This is a genomic window from Enterococcus sp. AMC1086 (assembly GCF_058216575.1).
The window spans coordinates 3,311,758-3,330,608 of record NZ_CM177100.1; the positions used below are offsets into that span (position 1 = coordinate 3,311,758).

Annotated in this window: 10 protein-coding genes, 5 tRNA genes, 3 rRNA genes and 1 other annotated feature; of the genes, 5 read left to right on the top strand and 13 right to left on the bottom strand. The window is 39.6% G+C overall.

All coding sequences use genetic code 11. The features are described from left to right. Position 1: 1 nt before the first annotated feature. From AC4BC4_RS15515 to AC4BC4_RS15550, 8 genes are all read right to left on the bottom strand, one after another. Positions 2-73: transfer RNA gene (locus tag AC4BC4_RS15515), tRNA-Gly, on the bottom strand. Positions 74-81: 8 nt separating this feature from the next. After that, a tRNA-Thr gene (locus AC4BC4_RS15520) sits at positions 82-154 on the bottom strand. Positions 155-189: 35 nt separating this feature from the next. After that, positions 190-271: transfer RNA gene (locus AC4BC4_RS15525), tRNA-Leu, on the bottom strand. Between the two features lie 12 nt (positions 272-283). Then, a tRNA-Lys gene (locus AC4BC4_RS15530) sits at positions 284-356 on the bottom strand. Between the two features lie 6 nt (positions 357-362). Continuing rightward, positions 363-435, bottom strand: a tRNA-Val gene (locus AC4BC4_RS15535). 14 nt (positions 436-449) lie between these two features. Beyond that, positions 450-565: ribosomal RNA gene (rrf, locus tag AC4BC4_RS15540) — 5S ribosomal RNA — on the bottom strand. A gap of 95 nt (positions 566-660) precedes the next feature. After that, a 23S ribosomal RNA gene (locus tag AC4BC4_RS15545) occupies positions 661-3,572 on the bottom strand. Positions 3,573-3,858: 286 nt separating this feature from the next. Then, positions 3,859-5,419, bottom strand: a 16S ribosomal RNA gene (locus AC4BC4_RS15550). The 16S, 23S and 5S rRNA genes sit together here with 5 tRNA genes alongside, the layout of an rRNA operon. Positions 5,420-6,196: 777 nt before the next feature. On the opposite strand from AC4BC4_RS15550, the gene croR reads away from it, so the two are divergent. From croR to AC4BC4_RS15570, 4 genes are all read left to right on the top strand, one after another. Beyond that, positions 6,197-6,886 (top strand): response regulator transcription factor CroR, encoded by a 690-nt coding sequence (croR, locus tag AC4BC4_RS15555; RefSeq protein ID WP_438757830.1) that lies wholly within the window; start codon positions 6,197-6,199, stop codon positions 6,884-6,886. After that, on the top strand, positions 6,876-8,027 hold the full coding sequence (gene croS / locus AC4BC4_RS15560; RefSeq protein ID WP_438757829.1) for a sensor histidine kinase CroS: 1,152 nt from the start codon (positions 6,876-6,878) through the stop codon (positions 8,025-8,027). The genes croR and croS overlap by 11 nt, the downstream gene beginning before the upstream one ends. A 38-nt stretch (positions 8,028-8,065) precedes the next feature. Further along, positions 8,066-8,278, top strand: a binding site (T-box leader). Between the two features lie 180 nt (positions 8,279-8,458). After that, positions 8,459-9,730 carry a serine--tRNA ligase gene (serS, locus tag AC4BC4_RS15565; protein ID WP_490476305.1) on the top strand — a complete coding sequence of 424 codons (1,272 nt, stop codon included), beginning with the start codon at positions 8,459-8,461 and terminating at the stop codon, positions 9,728-9,730. A gap of 103 nt (positions 9,731-9,833) precedes the next feature. Continuing rightward, positions 9,834-11,327 (top strand): polysaccharide deacetylase family protein, encoded by a 1,494-nt coding sequence (locus tag AC4BC4_RS15570; RefSeq protein WP_490476306.1) that lies wholly within the window; start codon positions 9,834-9,836, stop codon positions 11,325-11,327. 50 nt (positions 11,328-11,377) lie between these two features. On the opposite strand, the gene guaB is transcribed toward AC4BC4_RS15570, so the two are convergent. The 5 genes from guaB to AC4BC4_RS15595 form a co-directional block, all read right to left on the bottom strand. After that, the gene (gene guaB / locus AC4BC4_RS15575; protein WP_490476307.1) at positions 11,378-12,862 is read right to left on the bottom strand and encodes an IMP dehydrogenase; all 1,485 of its coding nucleotides are present in this window, start codon (positions 12,860-12,862) and stop codon (positions 11,378-11,380) included. A 167-nt stretch (positions 12,863-13,029) separates the two neighbouring features. Continuing rightward, positions 13,030-14,697: a 6-pyruvoyl-tetrahydropterin synthase-related protein gene (locus tag AC4BC4_RS15580; RefSeq protein ID WP_490476308.1), complete on the bottom strand. Its 1,668-nt coding sequence runs from the start codon at positions 14,695-14,697 to the stop codon at positions 13,030-13,032. A gap of 195 nt (positions 14,698-14,892) precedes the next feature. Continuing rightward, positions 14,893-15,576, bottom strand: coding sequence for a DUF1129 domain-containing protein (locus AC4BC4_RS15585; protein WP_438757823.1), 684 nt, complete (start codon positions 15,574-15,576; stop codon positions 14,893-14,895). A 102-nt stretch (positions 15,577-15,678) separates the two neighbouring features. Then, positions 15,679-16,779 carry a redox-regulated ATPase YchF gene (gene ychF, locus AC4BC4_RS15590; protein WP_069640167.1) on the bottom strand — a complete coding sequence of 367 codons (1,101 nt, stop codon included), beginning with the start codon at positions 16,777-16,779 and terminating at the stop codon, positions 15,679-15,681. Between the two features lie 3 nt (positions 16,780-16,782). After that, the gene (locus AC4BC4_RS15595; RefSeq protein WP_438757822.1) at positions 16,783-16,980 is read right to left on the bottom strand and encodes a DUF951 domain-containing protein; all 198 of its coding nucleotides are present in this window, start codon (positions 16,978-16,980) and stop codon (positions 16,783-16,785) included. A gap of 291 nt (positions 16,981-17,271) precedes the next feature. Between AC4BC4_RS15595 and AC4BC4_RS15600 the strand changes: the two genes are divergently transcribed. Beyond that, positions 17,272-18,780: an AcpB/EbpR/MafR family transcriptional regulator gene (locus tag AC4BC4_RS15600; protein WP_490476309.1), complete on the top strand. Its 1,509-nt coding sequence runs from the start codon at positions 17,272-17,274 to the stop codon at positions 18,778-18,780. The last annotated feature ends 71 nt before the right edge of the window (positions 18,781-18,851 follow it).

Below are 18,851 nucleotides of genomic sequence, written 5' to 3' on the forward strand. Positions count from 1 at the left end.
AAGCGGAAAACGGGGTTCGAACCCGCGACCCCCACCTTGGCAAGGTGGTGCTCTACCACTGAGCTATTTCCGCAGTCTGGATGCCGGCTAAAGGATTTGAACCCTCGACCCTCTGATTACAAATCAGATGCTCTACCAACTGAGCTAAGCCGGCGTGATGTTCGCCTAGTTATAAAACGAGACTAAAAATGCGGGTGAAGGGACTTGAACCCCCACGCCGTAAGGCGCTAGATCCTAAATCTAGTGCGTCTGCCAATTCCGCCACACCCGCAAAATATTCCTATGAGCCGTGCAGGGCTCGAACCTGCGACCCTCTGATTAAAAGTCAGATGCTCTACCAACTGAGCTAACGGCTCAAAAAATGGAGGTTGACGGGATCGAACCGCCGACCCCCTGCTTGTAAGGCAGGTGCTCTCCCAGCTGAGCTAAACCTCCAAGACAACACTTTAGCGTGGCGACGTCCTACTCTCACAAAGGGAAACCCTTCACTACAATCGGCGCTAAGAAGCTTAACTTCTGTGTTCGGCATGGGAACAGGTGTATCCTTCTCGCTATCGCCACCACACTGGGTGTTGTTGCTATTCAATTGAGTGATTATTCACTCAAAACTGGATTGAAGTTGTAATCAAACTGTCCGATCTACTTTTTTATTTCGTTTCTTTGGTTAAGTCCTCGACCGATTAGTATTGGTCCGCTCCGTACATCACTGCACTTCCACTTCCAACCTATCTACCTGATCATCTCTCAGGGGTCTTACTTTCTTAAAGAAATGGGAAATCTCATCTTGAGGTGGGCTTCACACTTAGATGCTTTCAGCGTTTATCCCTTCCCTACATAGCTACCCAGCAATGCCCTTGGCAGAACAACTGGTACACCAGCGGTAAGTCCATCCCGGTCCTCTCGTACTAAGGACAGCTCCTCTCAAATTTCCAACGCCCGCGACGGATAGGGACCGAACTGTCTCACGACGTTCTGAACCCAGCTCGCGTGCCGCTTTAATGGGCGAACAGCCCAACCCTTGGGACCGACTACAGCCCCAGGATGCGACGAGCCGACATCGAGGTGCCAAACCTCCCCGTCGATGTGGACTCTTGGGGGAGATAAGCCTGTTATCCCCAGGGTAGCTTTTATCCGTTGAGCGATGGCCCTTCCATGCGGAACCACCGGATCACTAAGCCCGACTTTCGTCCCTGCTCGACTTGTAAGTCTCGCAGTCAAGCTCCCTTCTGCCTTTACACTCTGCGAATGATTTCCAACCATTCTGAGGGAACCTTTGGGCGCCTCCGTTACTCTTTAGGAGGCGACCGCCCCAGTCAAACTGCCCACCTGACACTGTCTCCCACCACGATAAGTGGTGCGGGTTAGAGGGTTCATAACACAAGGGTAGTATCCCACCAGCGCCTCCACCGAAACTAGCGTTCCGGATTCATCGGCTCCTACCTATCCTGTACATGTGGTACAAACACTCAATATCAAGCTACAGTAAAGCTCCATGGGGTCTTTCCGTCCTGTCGCGGGTAACCTGCATCTTCACAGGTACTAAAATTTCACCGAGTCTCTCGTTGAGACAGTGCCCAAATCGTTACGCCTTTCGTGCGGGTCGGAACTTACCCGACAAGGAATTTCGCTACCTTAGGACCGTTATAGTTACGGCCGCCGTTTACTGGGGCTTCAATTCTGAGCTTCGCCGAAGCTAACCCATCCTCTTAACCTTCCAGCACCGGGCAGGCGTCAGCCCCTATACTTCATCTTTCGATTTTGCAGAGACCTGTGTTTTTGATAAACAGTCGCTTGGGCCTATTCACTGCGGCTGACCGAAGTCAGCACCCCTTCTCCCGAAGTTACGGGGTCATTTTGCCGAGTTCCTTAACGAGAGTTCGCTCGCTCACCTTAGGATACTCTCCTCGACTACCTGTGTCGGTTTACGGTACGGGCAGTTGTTTTCTCACTAGAAGCTTTTCTTGACAGTGTGACATCAGGAACTTCGGTACTATTATTTCCCTCCCCATCACAGCTTGTCCGTATAGAGTAAAGCATTTGACTCTACTCAAGACTTACTGCTTGGACATGCACTTCCAGTCGCATGCATTCCTTAGCCTCCTGCGTCCCTCCATTGCTCAAACAAAAACAACTGGTACAGGAATATCAACCTGTTGTCCATCGCCTACGCCTATCGGCCTCGGCTTAGGTCCCGACTAACCCTGGGCGGACGAGCCTTCCCCAGGAAACCTTAGTCATACGGTGGACGGGATTCTCACCCGTCTTTCGCTACTCATACCGGCATTCTCACTTCTAAGCGCTCCAGCCGTCCTCACGATCGACCTTCAACGCCCTTAGAACGCTCTCCTACCATCACACCAGAGGTGTGATCCACAGCTTCGGTAATATGTTTAGCCCCGGTACATTTTCGGCGCAGGGTCACTCGACTAGTGAGCTATTACGCACTCTTTAAATGGTGGCTGCTTCTGAGCCAACATCCTAGTTGTCTGTGCAACCCCACATCCTTTTCCACTTAACATATATTTTGGGACCTTAGCTGGTGGTCTGGGCTGTTTCCCTTTCGACTACGGATCTTATCACTCGCAGTCTGACTGCCGAATATGAATGAATGGCATTCGGAGTTTATCTGAATTCGGTAACCCGAGATGGGCCCCTAGTCCAAACAGTGCTCTACCTCCATCATTCTTAACTTCGACGCTAGCCCTAAAGCTATTTCGGAGAGAACCAGCTATCTCCAAGTTCGTTTGGAATTTCTCCGCTACCCACAGCTCATCCCCGCACTTTTCAACGTACGTGGGTTCGGTCCTCCAGTGCGTTTTACCACACCTTCAACCTGGCCATGGGTAGATCACATGGTTTCGGGTCTACGACTACATACTCATTCGCCCTATTCAGACTCGCTTTCGCTGCGGCTCCGGCTCTTCACCTTAACCTCGCATGCAATCGTAACTCGCCGGTTCATTCTACAAAAGGCACGCCATCACCCATTAACGGGCTTTGACTTGTTGTAGGCACACGGTTTCAGGATCTATTTCACTCCCCTTCCGGGGTGCTTTTCACCTTTCCCTCACGGTACTGGTTCACTATCGGTCATTAGGGAGTATTTAGCCTTGCGGGATGGTCCCCGCGGATTCCGACGGAATTTCTCGTGTTCCGCCGTACTCAGGATCCTCCTAGGTGTTGCCAACATTTCGTCTACGGGGCTATTACCCACTTTGGCGAACCTTTCCAGGTTCTTCGACTATCTTGACAGACTACCACATCGGAGTCCTACAACCCCAACAAGCAAGCTTGTTGGTTTGGGCTTTTCCCGTTTCGCTCGCCGCTACTCAGGGAATCGAATTTTCTTTCTCTTCCTGCAGGTACTTAGATGTTTCAGTTCTCTGCGTCTACCTCTATCCAGCTATGTATTCACTGAATAGTAACATCCTATAAAAGATGCTGGGTTTCCCCATTCGGAAATCTCTGGATCATAGCTCACTTACAGCTCCCCAAAGCATATCGGTGTTAGTCCCGTCCTTCATCGGCTCCTAATGCCAAGGCATCCACCGTGCGCCCTTATTCACTTAACCTTACGATCTTACGATCGGTTTTGTTTGGCTCGTTTCTCTAGCGATAGAGGCGTGACCAATAAAATAAGCTTCGAACTATTTTAATTAAAAAACTCATTCAACGCGGTGTTCTCGGTTTGTTTTGATTACTTTTATACTTCAATATCCAGTTTTCAATGAACAATTCGTTTGAGAGAATCATATAAAAAGAAAGAAAATCTAATGATTAACTTCTTTATATAAGAGTAAACCTCTCAAAACTGAACAAAGTGTCGACGAATGTGTAAGTTTCCGTGATATTCCTTAGAAAGGAGGTGATCCAGCCGCACCTTCCGATACGGCTACCTTGTTACGACTTCACCCCAATCATCTATCCCACCTTAGGCGGCTGGCTCCACAAGGGTTACCTCACCGACTTCGGGTGTTACAAACTTTCGTGGTGTGACGGGCGGTGTGTACAAGGCCCGGGAACGTATTCACCGCGGCGTGCTGATCCGCGATTACTAGCGATTCCGGCTTCATGTAGGCGAGTTGCAGCCTACAATCCGAACTGAGAGAAGCTTTAAGAGATTTGCATGACCTCGCGGCCTAGCGACTCGTTGTACTTCCCATTGTAGCACGTGTGTAGCCCAGGTCATAAGGGGCATGATGATTTGACGTCATCCCCACCTTCCTCCGGTTTGTCACCGGCAGTCTCGCTAGAGTGCCCAACTGAATGATGGCAACTAACAATAAGGGTTGCGCTCGTTGCGGGACTTAACCCAACATCTCACGACACGAGCTGACGACAACCATGCACCACCTGTCACTTTGTCCCCGAAGGGAAAGCTCTATCTCTAGAGTGGTCAAAGGATGTCAAGACCTGGTAAGGTTCTTCGCGTTGCTTCGAATTAAACCACATGCTCCACCGCTTGTGCGGGCCCCCGTCAATTCCTTTGAGTTTCAACCTTGCGGTCGTACTCCCCAGGCGGAGTGCTTAATGCGTTAGCTGCAGCACTGAAGGGCGGAAACCCTCCAACACTTAGCACTCATCGTTTACGGCGTGGACTACCAGGGTATCTAATCCTGTTTGCTCCCCACGCTTTCGAGCCTCAGCGTCAGTTACAGACCAGAGAGTCGCCTTCGCCACTGGTGTTCCTCCATATATCTACGCATTTCACCGCTACACATGGAATTCCACTCTCCTCTTCTGCACTCAAGTCTCCCAGTTTCCAATGACCCTCCCCGGTTGAGCCGGGGGCTTTCACATCAGACTTAAGAAACCGCCTGCGCTCGCTTTACGCCCAATAAATCCGGACAACGCTTGCCACCTACGTATTACCGCGGCTGCTGGCACGTAGTTAGCCGTGGCTTTCTGGTTAGATACCGTCAAGGTAAGAGCAGTTACTCTCCTACTTGTTCTTCTCTAACAACAGAGTTTTACGATCCGAAAACCTTCTTCACTCACGCGGCGTTGCTCGGTCAGACTTTCGTCCATTGCCGAAGATTCCCTACTGCTGCCTCCCGTAGGAGTCTGGGCCGTGTCTCAGTCCCAGTGTGGCCGATCACCCTCTCAGGTCGGCTATGCATCATGGCCTTGGTGAGCCGTTACCTCACCAACTAGCTAATGCACCGCGGGTCCATCCATCAGTGACACCCGAAAGCGTCTTTCAAGTCAGCACCATGCGGTGTCGACTATTATGCGGTATTAGCACCTGTTTCCAAGTGTTATCCCCCTCTGATGGGTAGGTTACCCACGTGTTACTCACCCGTCCGCCACTCCTCTTTTCAAGTGAGTGCAAGCACTCGGTAGAAAAGAAGCGTTCGACTTGCATGTATTAGGCACGCCGCCAGCGTTCGTCCTGAGCCAGGATCAAACTCTCATAATAAAAGTTGAACACAATCCGAAGATTGTTAAGCTCATTTGGTTGCTAGCATATTGCATCGCTTTGTTAAAAATTGTTGTTTGTTTTTACCGTTGTAAAAACAACCTACACATTTGGTTCGTCTTACTTTGTTCAGTTTTCAAAGGTCTACTGTGTTACCTTGCAGCAACTTTTATATCATATCAAATCTTCGATTCGATGTCAACACTTTTTTTAAAAAAGTTTCAAAGTTTTCTCTGCTTGATGTTATCGAATGTTTCGCGACAACTTCATTAGTTTATCAGGTTGTTTGTTATTTGTCAACAACTTTCATCCTGTTTTTTCAAGTTTCTTTCGAACTTGATTTGTTATTTCATGTTCGTTTCAATTGCCGATGATTCTTGAGGCAACTACACTAGTTTATCAGGCTAGTCGTTGTTTGTCAATAACTATTTTACTGATTTCCAAAGTTTTTTTCAAACTTGGATTGTTATCTTATCCTCATCGTTCGGCGTGTTACATCAGTGCCTTGCGACAAGATATAATATACCAAGTTTCTAGGCTTAGGTCAACTAAAAATTGCACTTTTTTTAAAGTTTTTTTCTTTGCCGATTATTTTATTACTTTTGTTCTTTATTGTTCGTTTCTAACAGGGAAAATAGTGATTTTAGACTTATTTTTTAATTTTTAGTAACATATTCTAAATTTCCCGTAATTTCTCTTTGTTTTTGTCAATTTCTCATTTTTTTTGTTAGAATGTAGAAGAAGAATTCTACTATATATATGGAGGAAAAGAATGATATGAAAATTTTAGTTGCTGATGATGATAAAGAGATCGTGGAACTACTGAGTATTTATATTCACAATGAAGGCTATGAAGTGGTGAAAGCTTATGACGGAAAAGAGGCTTTGTCGAAGATCCGGACAATATCAGATATTGATTTACTTATTTTGGATATCATGATGCCAATCATGGATGGTATGCAAGTAGTGAAAGAGTTAAGAAAAGAATCTCAAATTCCAATTATTATGCTAACTGCTAAAACAACTGATATGGATAAGATCAAAGGACTTGTTGCTGGCGCAGATGATTATGTGACTAAACCCTTCAATCCATTAGAAATCATGGCTCGTGTTAAGTCCATTTTGAGACGCAGCCAAATGCAGCTTAAAGCAGACGAACCAGATGTACTTGAAATTGGCTCACTGATCATCAATAAGGATTCACATGAAGTGAAGACAGTTGATGGGAAGGAAATTCAATTGACCGCCTTAGAATTCGGCATTTTGTATCTATTAGCTAGTCATCCTAACCGTGTTTTTAGTGCCGATGAGATTTTTGAGCGTGTATGGCAACAAGAAAGTATTGTTTCTGCAAAAACAGTCATGGTTCATGTCAGTCACTTGAGAGATAAGATAGAAGAAGCAACTGGTGGAGAAAAAGTCATTCAAACAGTTTGGGGAGTTGGATATAAGATCGATGCTCGTTAGACAAAAGAAAATTGAAAAGAAGAAACGAATCACTCTAACATCAAAGGAAATTAGCGAATTACTTGCTGAAGGAATTGTCACGATTATCCTGTTACTTCTATTAAATGTCTCAATTACAGTTATTCTAAGTGCCAGCGAAACCTTAAAGGGAATTATCTGGGCGACTAAGGGTGCTTTTGCTCAAGAGTTAAATACAGATTTATTTTGGAGTTTAAGTAAATTTGTTATCCCAATATTTTTTATAGTGGATGTTGCTGTCTTATACTGGCGTTTGATTCGTCGTTATCGACAAATGCAATTACGGCATATCATCAGTGAGCTTCATTATATCGCTGATGGTAATTACGACCACCGTATTCCTTTCGAATTGAGCGGTGATTTGGCAAAAGTCGTCACTAGCATCAACGGATTAGTTGATAGTACTGTAGCTGCTATTGAAGATGAACGTAAAATAGAAAAATCAAAGGATGAATTGATTACAAATGTCAGCCACGATATTAGAACTCCTTTGACTTCTATTATAGGATACTTAGGCTTGATTGAAGATCGACAATTTCATAATGAAGAAGATTTACTAAAATACACGCATACTGCTTATGTAAAAGCCAAACAAATGAAGCTACTCGTAGACGACCTTTTTGAGTACACTAAAGTCCGCCAGCCGTCAGTTCCTATAAATACGATCAGTTTCGACATGGCGCAATTGATTGAACAATTGGCTGCTGATTTTGAGTTGGAAGCAGATAAAAACAATATGACGATTCACGTCAATGCGACACCTTCATCAATTAAAATGGATGGAGATACTGAGAAGTTGGTTCGTGTCTTCAATAATCTATTATCAAATGCACTGAAATATGGCAAAGGCGGTAAAAATATCGTCATTGATGTAGAGAAAGTTGGGACTGAAGCTGTCATTGCTGTTAGAAATGATGGTCCGCCAATTCCTAAGAAATCGTTAGATCAATTATTCGATCGGTTTTATCGTGTGGAGGAATCACGTTCCCAAGAAACAGGTGGAACAGGCCTTGGTTTGGCAATTGCACAAAGCATTGTAGCCTTGCATGGCGGGTATATCTATGCAACTTCTGATAATCACTGGACGTCTTTCATTATTCATTTGCCTTTAAAGAGAAATTGATTTACTAAGGTTGACATCCAAACGAAAGTTTTGTATCCTAATGACAAGCAAAGAGAAAAAGTATTTATAGTGTTGAATCAAAGAGAGTTTGCGGTGGTGAGAGCAAATATTCTGCTATGAAGAAGTCCGTCTCTATTACATGCGTTTGATGAAATAAGTCAAACCGGCTGCAGCCGTTATCTGCATTACAAGGGCAGCGTTATAGCTGAACTTGGGTGGTACCGCGAAATTCAAGTCATTTCGTCCCAAGAATTTTTTTCTAGGGATGGAGTGGCTTTTTATTTTTCTACACTATTATCTAGCAACATGGACTAATTGTTGAGCTCTGAACCGATCTCTCCCATTCCTAAGAGCTAAAGCTTCACGAATTGAAGGCCATCGGAAAAAAGCGAGCAAGCCCATTATGCTTTTAAATTTAAGGAGGAGTATTTATGTTAGATGTAAAAATGATTCGTCAAAATTTTGATGATGTAAAAGCAAAATTGAAAACCCGTGGTGTAAAAGAAGAAATATTAGTAGAATTCTTACGCTTAGATGAAAGTCGTCGGAATTTATTAGTAAAATCAGAAGAACTGAAAAAATACAGAAATGATGTTTCAGCAGAAATTGCCCAGTTAAAACGAAATAAGGAAGATGCTACAGCTAAAATTGCTGAAATGAAAGAAGTTGGCGGTAATATTAAAGCAATGGACACTGAAATCGAAGAGATCGATGTCAAACTACATGAAATTTCTACAACTTTACCAAACCTCCCTCATCATTCAGTACCTGTGGGGAAAGATGAAGACGATAATGTTGAAGTACGTCGTTGGAGCGAGCCTAGAAATTTCGCTTTTGAACCAAAACCACATTGGGACGTAGCTGAAAAACTAGATATTCTTGATTTCGAACGTGGAGCAAAAGTTTCAGGAAGTCGTTTTGTCTACTATAAAGGATTAGGTGCTAGACTAGAACGAGCATTATACAATTTTATGCTGGATATGCACGTTTATGACCATGGATACACTGAAATGATGACACCTTATATCGTAAACAGTAATTCTATGTTCGGTACTGGTCAATTTCCTAAATTCAAAGAAGACGTTTTTCAATTAGAAGGAACAGATATGACCTTGATCCCAACTGCAGAGGTTCCTTTGACAAACTATTATAATAACGAAATTTTAGATGGCAAAGATTTACCTATCTATTTTACCGCACTGAGTCCATCTTTTCGTTCTGAAGCTGGAAGTGCAGGTCGTGATACACGCGGCTTGATTCGTCTACATCAATTTAATAAAGTAGAAATGGTGAAATTCAGTGATGCAGAACATTCTTATGAGGAATTAGAAAAAATGACGGCAAATGCAGAAGATATTTTGCAAAAATTAAACCTTCCTTATCGTGTCATGTCACTAGCTACAGGCGATATGGGCTTCTCAGCTGCGAAAACATATGACTTAGAAGTCTGGATTCCAGCCCAAAATGCCTATCGCGAAATCAGCTCTTGTTCAAACTGTGAAGATTTTCAAGCTCGTCGTGCGATGATCCGCTATCGTGATGAGAATGATAAAGTGCAATATGCGCACACATTAAATGGATCAGGTCTAGCTGTGGGACGGACTGTCGCTGCTATATTAGAAAATTATCAAAATGAAGATGGAACCGTAACGATTCCAGAAGCTTTAGTTCCTTATATGGGTAATTTGAAAATAATTAAATAAAATATCTAATTTAATTCTCTTGCTGTTGAAAGTCCAAAACAAGCATGATACAGTTAATTACTGTAAACAATCAAATTTTATAAAATTAGAGGGATCAAACGTTATGGACAGAGATAATTACCCAAGAAGAACTCGAAACAGTCGACGCAAACGGAATAAACACAGTTTTTCAAAAAAAATGGCTTTTGTGTCCGTTTGTATACTTTCATTCATTTTGATCTGCGGTGGTATTTATGCTGCCTATGCTATACAGCATAAACCCAAAGAAGCCAGCACACGTGAAGATGAGCAACAATTTGAACAAAAAGAGGCTTCGTTGCTAGAAAAAATTCGGAAATCTAAAAATCAAGATAGTTTTAAGACAACAGAGCAAGAAAAAAAAGCTGGCAATGTTCAAACACTTTTTTATGAGCCAGCCGCAACTAACTCTATTCCTCAACTACCAGCAATCAAAACCGAATTAACTACTTTGATGGAAACTGCTCAAAAGAGCAACCAAAAAGAGACAGCAGTCAAACTCGTCGGTTATGTGAAACTAAAAAAAATCACTGAACAAGTGGTCAGCTACCAACCTGTTGTTGAAGCTTACACTTGGAATCAAGAAAAAGCAGATTGGTCTGAGAAAACTGAAACGGGTAAATATACAGCTTGCGTCAATCAAAAAACAAAACAACCACTAACTTTGCTAGATATTTTCATGAATGAACCTAATATTTTAGCAGTTCAGCAAGTCATTCAGCAAAAATTACTTTCTGAAAGTCCTGATGGTAATGCCATTATCGATGGTGTTCTCAACATGCCAAATATTTCGTTAGACGGAACTGCTTTTACCTATTATTCCGACAAAATCAGCTTAAACCTACCAGAAAATCCAACTGGTAAAACAGAAATCACGTTGCCCTATAAAGAAATTGCTGGTTACGTAAATCCAGAATTTGTAGATCCAACGTCGATTAAAGATGCATTACCCAAACCTCTAGATCCAAAAAAGAAATACATTTCACTAACGTTTGATGATGGACCTAATCCTGAAACCACTCCACGACTTCTAGATATTCTAAAAGAAAAAGGAGTCAAAGCAACATTCTTTATGCTAGGTCAAAATGTTGTAAAATATGAATCACTTGTAAAAAAAGTAGCAGAAGACGGGCATGAAGTTGCAAGTCATTCTTATTCCCACCCACAATTAACTAGCGTCGATGCTCAAAGAGTAAAAGAGGAAGTTCAAAATACAGACAAAGTAATCTATCATGCTACTGGCAAGCTACCAACTGATTTTAGACCGCCTTATGGTGCTGTAAATAAAGATGTTGCAGCCATCATTGGTAAACCTATTATTCAGTGGTCTGTCGATTCGCAAGATTGGCAAAGTAATAATGCACAATCCATCATTAAACGTATCGATGACACCGCCTATAATGACACGATTGTCTTGATGCATGACATTCATCCCGAAACTGTTAATGCTGTAGCAACTGTGATCGATCACTTACGTGAAGAAGGGTATGAAATTTTACCGTCTAAAGAATTACTAGGAAAAAAAGCTAAACCACTTCATATGTATTATGGTTCTGAAGATGAACGCCTTGTTCAATAAATAAAAAATTCCGATGTCACAAGCGACGTCGGAATTTTTTTTATCTTGATTTATTGTTCTACAGAATAATTAGGTGCTTCTTTCGTAATTTGTACATCATGCGGATGAGATTCTTTCAATCCATTACCACTCATTTGGATAAACTGTGCTTCATCACGTAATTGTTTCAAGTTCGCTGCACCGACATAGCCCATACCTGATTTTAAGCCGCCAATCAATTGGAAAACAATGTCTGAGACGCTCCCTTTATAAGCAACACGGCCCTCAATACCTTCTGGAACTAATTTATTGGCTTCATTGACACCGCCTTGGAAATAACGATCACTTGAACCTTTTTCCATGGCACCTAGTGAACCCATTCCACGATATGTTTTAAAACGTCGGCCTTGATAAATTTCAAATTCACCTGGTGATTCATCGGTTCCAGCGAGCATACTGCCTAACATAACTGCATGTCCGCCGGCAGCCAAAGCTTTTACGATATCGCCTGAATATTTGATCCCTCCATCAGCAATAATGGCCTTACCATATTTACGAGCAACAGAAGCTGCATCATAGATAGCTGTTAATTGAGGAACACCTACACCTGCAACAACACGAGTTGTACAAATAGAACCAGGTCCGATCCCAACTTTAACGACATCTACACCTACATCATAAAGTGCTTTAGCCCCTTCAGCTGTTGCGATATTTCCAGCAATCAATGTCGCATCTGGAAATGTATCACGAATTTCTTTAATCTTACGAATCACACCTGCACTATGACCATGAGCTGTATCGATAATGATCGCATCTACTCCTGCATCTAATAGAGCTTCCGCACGTTCAAAAGTATCACTTGTGACACCAACGGCTGCTGCAACTAACAAACGTCCATGCTCATCTTTCGCTGCATTGGGAAATTCGATTACTTTTTCAATATCTTTGATCGTAATCAAGCCACTTAAACGATTATTTTCATCAACAATTGGTAATTTTTCGATTTTATGTTTCTGTAAAATCTTTTCAGCATCTTTTAGAGAAGTACCAACTGGAGCTGTAACTAAGTTATTTTTTGTCATCACTTCGTCGATTTTCATTTGGTAATCTGTTACAAAACGCATATCACGGTTCGTAATGATCCCAACTAATTTACGATTATCCATCGTTTCCACGATCGGTACTCCGCTGATACGGTATTTACTCATTAAATTTTCAGCATCTGCTACTAAATTCGTTGGCGTTAAGAAAAATGGATCAATGATGACACCACTTTCAGAACGTTTTACTTTACGAACTTCATCTGCTTGTTTCGCGATACTCATATTTTTATGAATAACACCTAAACCACCCTGACGAGCCATTGAAATGGCCATTTTGCTATCCGTTACTGTATCCATACTTGCACTGATTAGAGGAATATTCAACTTAATATTTTTTGCTAGTTGGATACTCATATCCACTTCGTTGGGCAACACGTGACTTTCTGCTGGAATTAATAAAACATCATCAAATGTAAGACCTTTTTTCGCGAATTTTGTTTCCCAGTTAGACATTTTTCAGACCACTCCTCTATTTAATTTTATATAAGAAAATAACAGATAATAAAAGGTAAGTCAACCGCATTTTCCTGTTTATCAAGATTTTCTTTTCAATCCTTCAAACATGAGCGTTTACTCATTTTTTTATTATCGAAATACAATTAAAAACATAGGCATTTCTTTCATTTAAACTTGTTTGAAAGCTTAGGTGTCACTTTCCATATTACACAAACGAAAAGAGTAAGCACAGAGATACCCAACGAAATTTTTTGAGCCAAAGTTGTATGGTAAACGATAGAGATACTTCCTTTTTTAGATAACTGAACATCGACTAATCCGTTTCGTTTATTTAATGATACTGGAATTGTTTTTTTGTTTCCATCATTTACTATTTGAGCTTGATAGCCATAATAGTAGATAAACGGAACTGTAACTGTTGCTTTTTGCGTGTCGTTCGTTCGATAGTCAAATGCTACTGAGTCAAAATTCATTTTGACATTGGCTACTTCGATTTCAGAATCATCATAAACGACTTTTCGATCTTTATTCTTTTTAATAGTGTCATAATCAACTTCTTTGGGTAAATATTCATGTCCAGCTCCAATATAATAACTATTTGTTTGATCGTATGTCTTGCGTGATAAGATACGTTTCCCTTCAGTATCAATACTTTCTTTTTCGTACAATCCAACTCCAATTAAAATAACCATAACTAATATTATCTGACTACTTGGAAATTTTTTAAATAATCCTATACTGTCATTTGCAATAAGAAACGCTAGCAATAAAGTCACGATCGATAAAAAGCGCCAAGGAAACTGAATTGTATTAAGCGGAGTATTGTCAAAAAGCTGCCAAGGGAAAAGATTCGTCGTCATAAACATAAATAGTAACGCAAGGATGATCAACTCGCGATTGGATGAATTTTGCTTAAAAATCATCACTGTGTAGATGGTCAAACCAAATAAAAGAATGACACCTATATTCGCTGAGGACGCGTGAAATACGCTATTTTTAAAACTGTTGGCGATTAGTTCACTCAAAGAATAGCTTCTATCTGAAATCGATGTCAACGGATTAGATGTCACTTGAAATGTAACATGGTGCATCTGTTCAAAAACGGGTACTAAGTAGAAGGCGAGTAATAAAACAGTAACTCCAGCGGCCTTCAATAGCGCAACGATGACCTCTTTCTTAAAAAAATTCTTCGAATTTAAAAGAATATACATGCCTATAAAAATGCTGATGATTTCCAATGAAATGAAATGAGCTAAACCAATTCCCGTCATAGCCACTGTCAACAATAGCCATTTATTCTCTTTACCGTTTTTCAATAGATACAGACTTGCCAAAACTAATGGAAAAAAGCTCATTGCCAATAACTCTCCAATAGCCTGTCGATTAAAAAAGTCTTGTAATCGATAAATCGACAAAGTATACAATAATGAAAATAAGTAACTTTTTATTTTCGTTAATCCCATGTATCTGCCAGATACATAGGTTAAAATAAAAGTAACGATGTTTATTCCAATAGCAAAAATAACAAAACTAGTCGCGAGCGAAAAATTAAAAACACGCAGAATTGCAGGCAAATACAGATAAAAATCTGGATAAAATAAACTTGATGCATAGCCATATCCTCCAATGAAAAAGTAGCTGACTTTCGGCAGTAATAAGCCATTTCTTAAAGACTCCGCCAAACCTTCAATTCGATTTTGATGAAAATGGTAATCATCACCTATCATAATATGACCGTTTTTAATATATACAATGTACAAAGACAATACGCTTAATACAAAAAAACTTAGCAATATAAGTAACTGACTGTATTGTTTGATCCATTTTTTCATTGCTCCACCTCTTTAATATGAAAATTAATTGCAAATTTCATTATTAGTTTCTATGGTACCGTGCTGAAGCTTTTCTTTCAAACATGAACCCTTTTATTTTTATGCTGCTTAGTAAGTTATTTATTTATCGTAAAAAAAAAGAGTCTTAAACAAAACGACTGAGCGTTTTGTCTAAGACTCTTTTACTTTTATTTATTAACGCGCCAAACTACTACGCATATTGTATTTTTTCTTTAACAAGTAACGAGTACCCAAAGCAATCCCACCAATAATGATGACGACCACTGGATCTAATACTGGATTAATAACTACTGGTAGCATTGCAGAACCTGTAAAGACGACGAGCCATAAAAGCATCGCACCAACTAAGATAAGTCCTGTTTTAAACCAACCTGGGCGTTTAGATTTATCCATGCCAGGACGATCATATTGATATACATATTTATACATCAAATAAAATACATACCCTCCAGCCATTGATGCTAGAACCAATGTCAATAAACCTAATGGCTGAGATTTTCCTTTAGACCACATCATCATAACTGAAAACATGATCGTCATCACACCGAATAATAATAATGTATTATCCAACCACATCAAAGCTGGTGTTGATTCTGGAAGTTCTTCTGGTTTATTTAAAATAGACTCCGTACGTTCAGCCACTGTTCCGAAAAGCTGACGCGCTGTTTTTCCACTTTTTTGACCTTCTACTAAATGAGGTAAAATTTCGTGCAAAGCAAGTGTCTGCGCTTCTTCTGAAAGGTTAGCAGCAACTAATGATTTTTTTAAGTCAAAAATATATTGTTCGTTTCTCTTTGTCAATTGTTGTTCAAGTTCACGATTTTCTGAAACAATGTCTCGAAGTGCTTCTGATTCCATTATTTTGCGTCCTCCTCGCCCGTAGCCAACGGGACAGTCTTTACCTAAAAAGTATTCTAACACATTTTTTAGGGAGAAAAACAGTTTTTAGCAATTTTTTTCCTATACATTGAAACGGAAAAGCATAACATCGCCATCTTGGACAATATATTCTTTTCCTTCTAAACGAACTTTGCCTGCTTCTTTCGCTGCTTGCATATTCCCATACGTGTTCAAGTCATCAAACGAAACAGTCTCTGCACGAATAAATCCACGCTCAAAGTCCGTATGGATGATTCCCGCTGCTTGAGGTGCTTTGATTCCTTTACGGAAAGTCCAGGCACGTACTTCTTGCTCGCCTGCCGTAAAGTAAGTTGCCAATCCCAATAAATCATAGGCAGCACGAATTAGTTGATCTAAACCAGATTCTTCGATACCTAACGCTTCTAAGAAATCTGCTTTATCCTCATCATCTAATTCTGCAATTTCTTCTTCGGCACGCGCACAAACTACGATTACTTCAGCTTGTTCATTTGCAGCAAAAGTCCGAACTTGTTGAACATAAGGATTATTATCTGAATCCGCTACTTCATCTTCTGACACATTTGCCACATATAAAATAGGTTTTGCTGTTAATAAGAATAAACTTTTAACGATTTTTTGCTCATCTTCCGTAAATTCAATCGTACGAGCAGAAAGTCCTTCTTCCAGAACTGGTTTAAGCTTGTCCAACACAGCGAGCTCAGCTACTGCATCTTTATCTTTTGTTTTAGCTATCTTAGCTACACGTGTGTAGCGTTTTGTAATAGAATCAAGATCAGCTAATACTAATTCCAAATTGATTGTATCAATATCTGCTAATGGATCTACACGTCCTTCAACATGGGTGATATTATCGTCATCAAAACAACGTACCACGTGACAAATCGCATCTACTTGACGAATATGGCTTAAAAATTGATTTCCTAAACCTTCCCCTTTACTTGCACCTTTAACGATTCCGGCGATATCAGTAAACTCAAAAGTTGTTGGTACTGTTTTTTTTGGTTTCACTAACTCTGTCAAACGTAGCAAGCGCTCATCTGGTACTTCAACCATTCCCACATTTGGATCAATAGTTGCAAATGGATAATTTGCCGCTTCTGCTCCTGCTTTTGTAATTGCGTTAAAAAGAGTAGATTTCCCTACGTTAGGCAAACCTACGATTCCAGCTGTTAATGCCATTGATTATTCACTATCCTTTATCAGTTTTTTTTCCAAAATTTTCTTCATCTTTTTTTCAAAATCACGGCGTGTCATCATAACGATATGACCGCATTTCGTACATTTTATTTTAATATCAGCGCCCATTCGGATAATTTCCCAACGGTTTGCCTGACAAGCATGGGGCTTTTTCATTTCTATAATATCACCAAGATCATACATAACAGACATGTCCCTTCTAAAAATAGTCATCAATATTCATGAAATCAGACATAAACATACAAAGATACAATACCATTTTTTAGGCAATCAAGCAAAGCTATTTTATTGATTTGCCTTAAATCTATATTTAACATAGGAACACAAAATATGTACTGTGGTTATTTTTCAAAAAAGTAAAAATAAAGCGATTTAAATACTGTTGTATTTGTTGGATTTATATTGGATAATATTGAGCAGCTCACTTCACAAATAGAAACTATTCTCTATCCCGATATCTAAAGGAGTATTACCATGATAAAATTTGACTTACTAGAAAAATTTGAAGGTCATCAAATTAACGTATTGATTCATCTAAGTAATGTTGGCGGTACCGCAACAAAAAAGGAGCTTTTGCAATATTTAAATATAGGCGAGTATTTTTTATCAAAATTACTCGAAGAATTAATGACCTCCGCCCAAAAATCGAATGATTGCCTATCCATTGAAGTAAATAAACAAACAATCACCTTTCAGACAAAACCTGACTATTCTCTTCATACTTTATATAATGAATTGATCATTCTTGCACCAAAATATATAATTTTAGAAGACTTACTGCATTATGGGACGATTGATATCACTCGTTTATCCGAAAAAATCGGAATCAGTCATTCTACTTATTTTAGAAAAATAAACGAGTTGAACGTTTTATTGAAAGAATTTGATTTAACTATCCAAAATGGCTTTCTATTAGGTTCCGAACTACAAATTCGTTTCTTTTATGTCTCTCTTTACAATGTCACAGATCCTAAGCGTCAACTAAAAGTCCCAAATATTGATCCTAGAATTTACGAAACGGTCAATGCTATTCAACAGGTTTTAGGTAGCCCATTATCCACCTTTTCACGAAAAAAACTGATTATCTATTTAAGCCTATTAAAAAGAAGAAATGCACAAAAAAACATAACCAATTATAGTGACCAAGAACCTTTTTTCAGTAACAAATCCGATATACCGAGTCAAAAAAGATTTATAATGGCACTTAAAAATTCTCACATATTTAAAAAAATCACTATTATACTTGAGTCATTCTTAGTTTATTATTCTTTTAAAATGCTTCCTGACGAAACCACCTTATTGCTTCTTTTCATGCTTGGCGAAGAAATCATTCCAGCTAATTCTCACTGTTTAAAAGAACTTGATTTAATTGAAAAATACAGTGGATTTTTCATACTGGCTCTAAATAAAGAATTTTTTGATTTTATGACAACTTGTTACCCAAATACTTGCTTAAATCATTCCCAAAATAAAATGCTTCGTTACTACTTAAATGCTATAAGCTATCGCCATTTGATATTTAAAGGACATATTGACTATTATTGGAAACTAAATTATATAGAACGAGAAAAAGAGAAACACTCTGAAACGATTCTCTCATTTATTGATTGCTTAAAAGAAAAATACCCAGTACTTTTCATAGATGATATCCATGATACTGTTCTTATTACAAAATACGCTCATGCCTTAAGCTTTTATGAAGAATGCGTCAAAGTAAAATTATCTGTCGGAATATTTATTGAAGGTGATTTACTTTGCAAGAAAAAATTTACAGAACGATGGATCAACTATATTGGCTTGACTACTTTTGCCCAAGCAGAGCCCCTATCTTCGAATCAATTTTATGATTTAGTTATTAGTACTGTCGATTGTTCCTACCTAAAAAAAAGAGGAAAATATTTTTTCTTTTTGACCAATTACAATGAGAAAAAGGACATCTCCGATTTGGATCAGTTATTATATGACATTTATTCTTATTATTAACTAAATTAGTTACTCTTTTTAAATAACTAGGGGTGAAAAAATGGGAAAAGTGTTTTATTTCACCCTCTAGA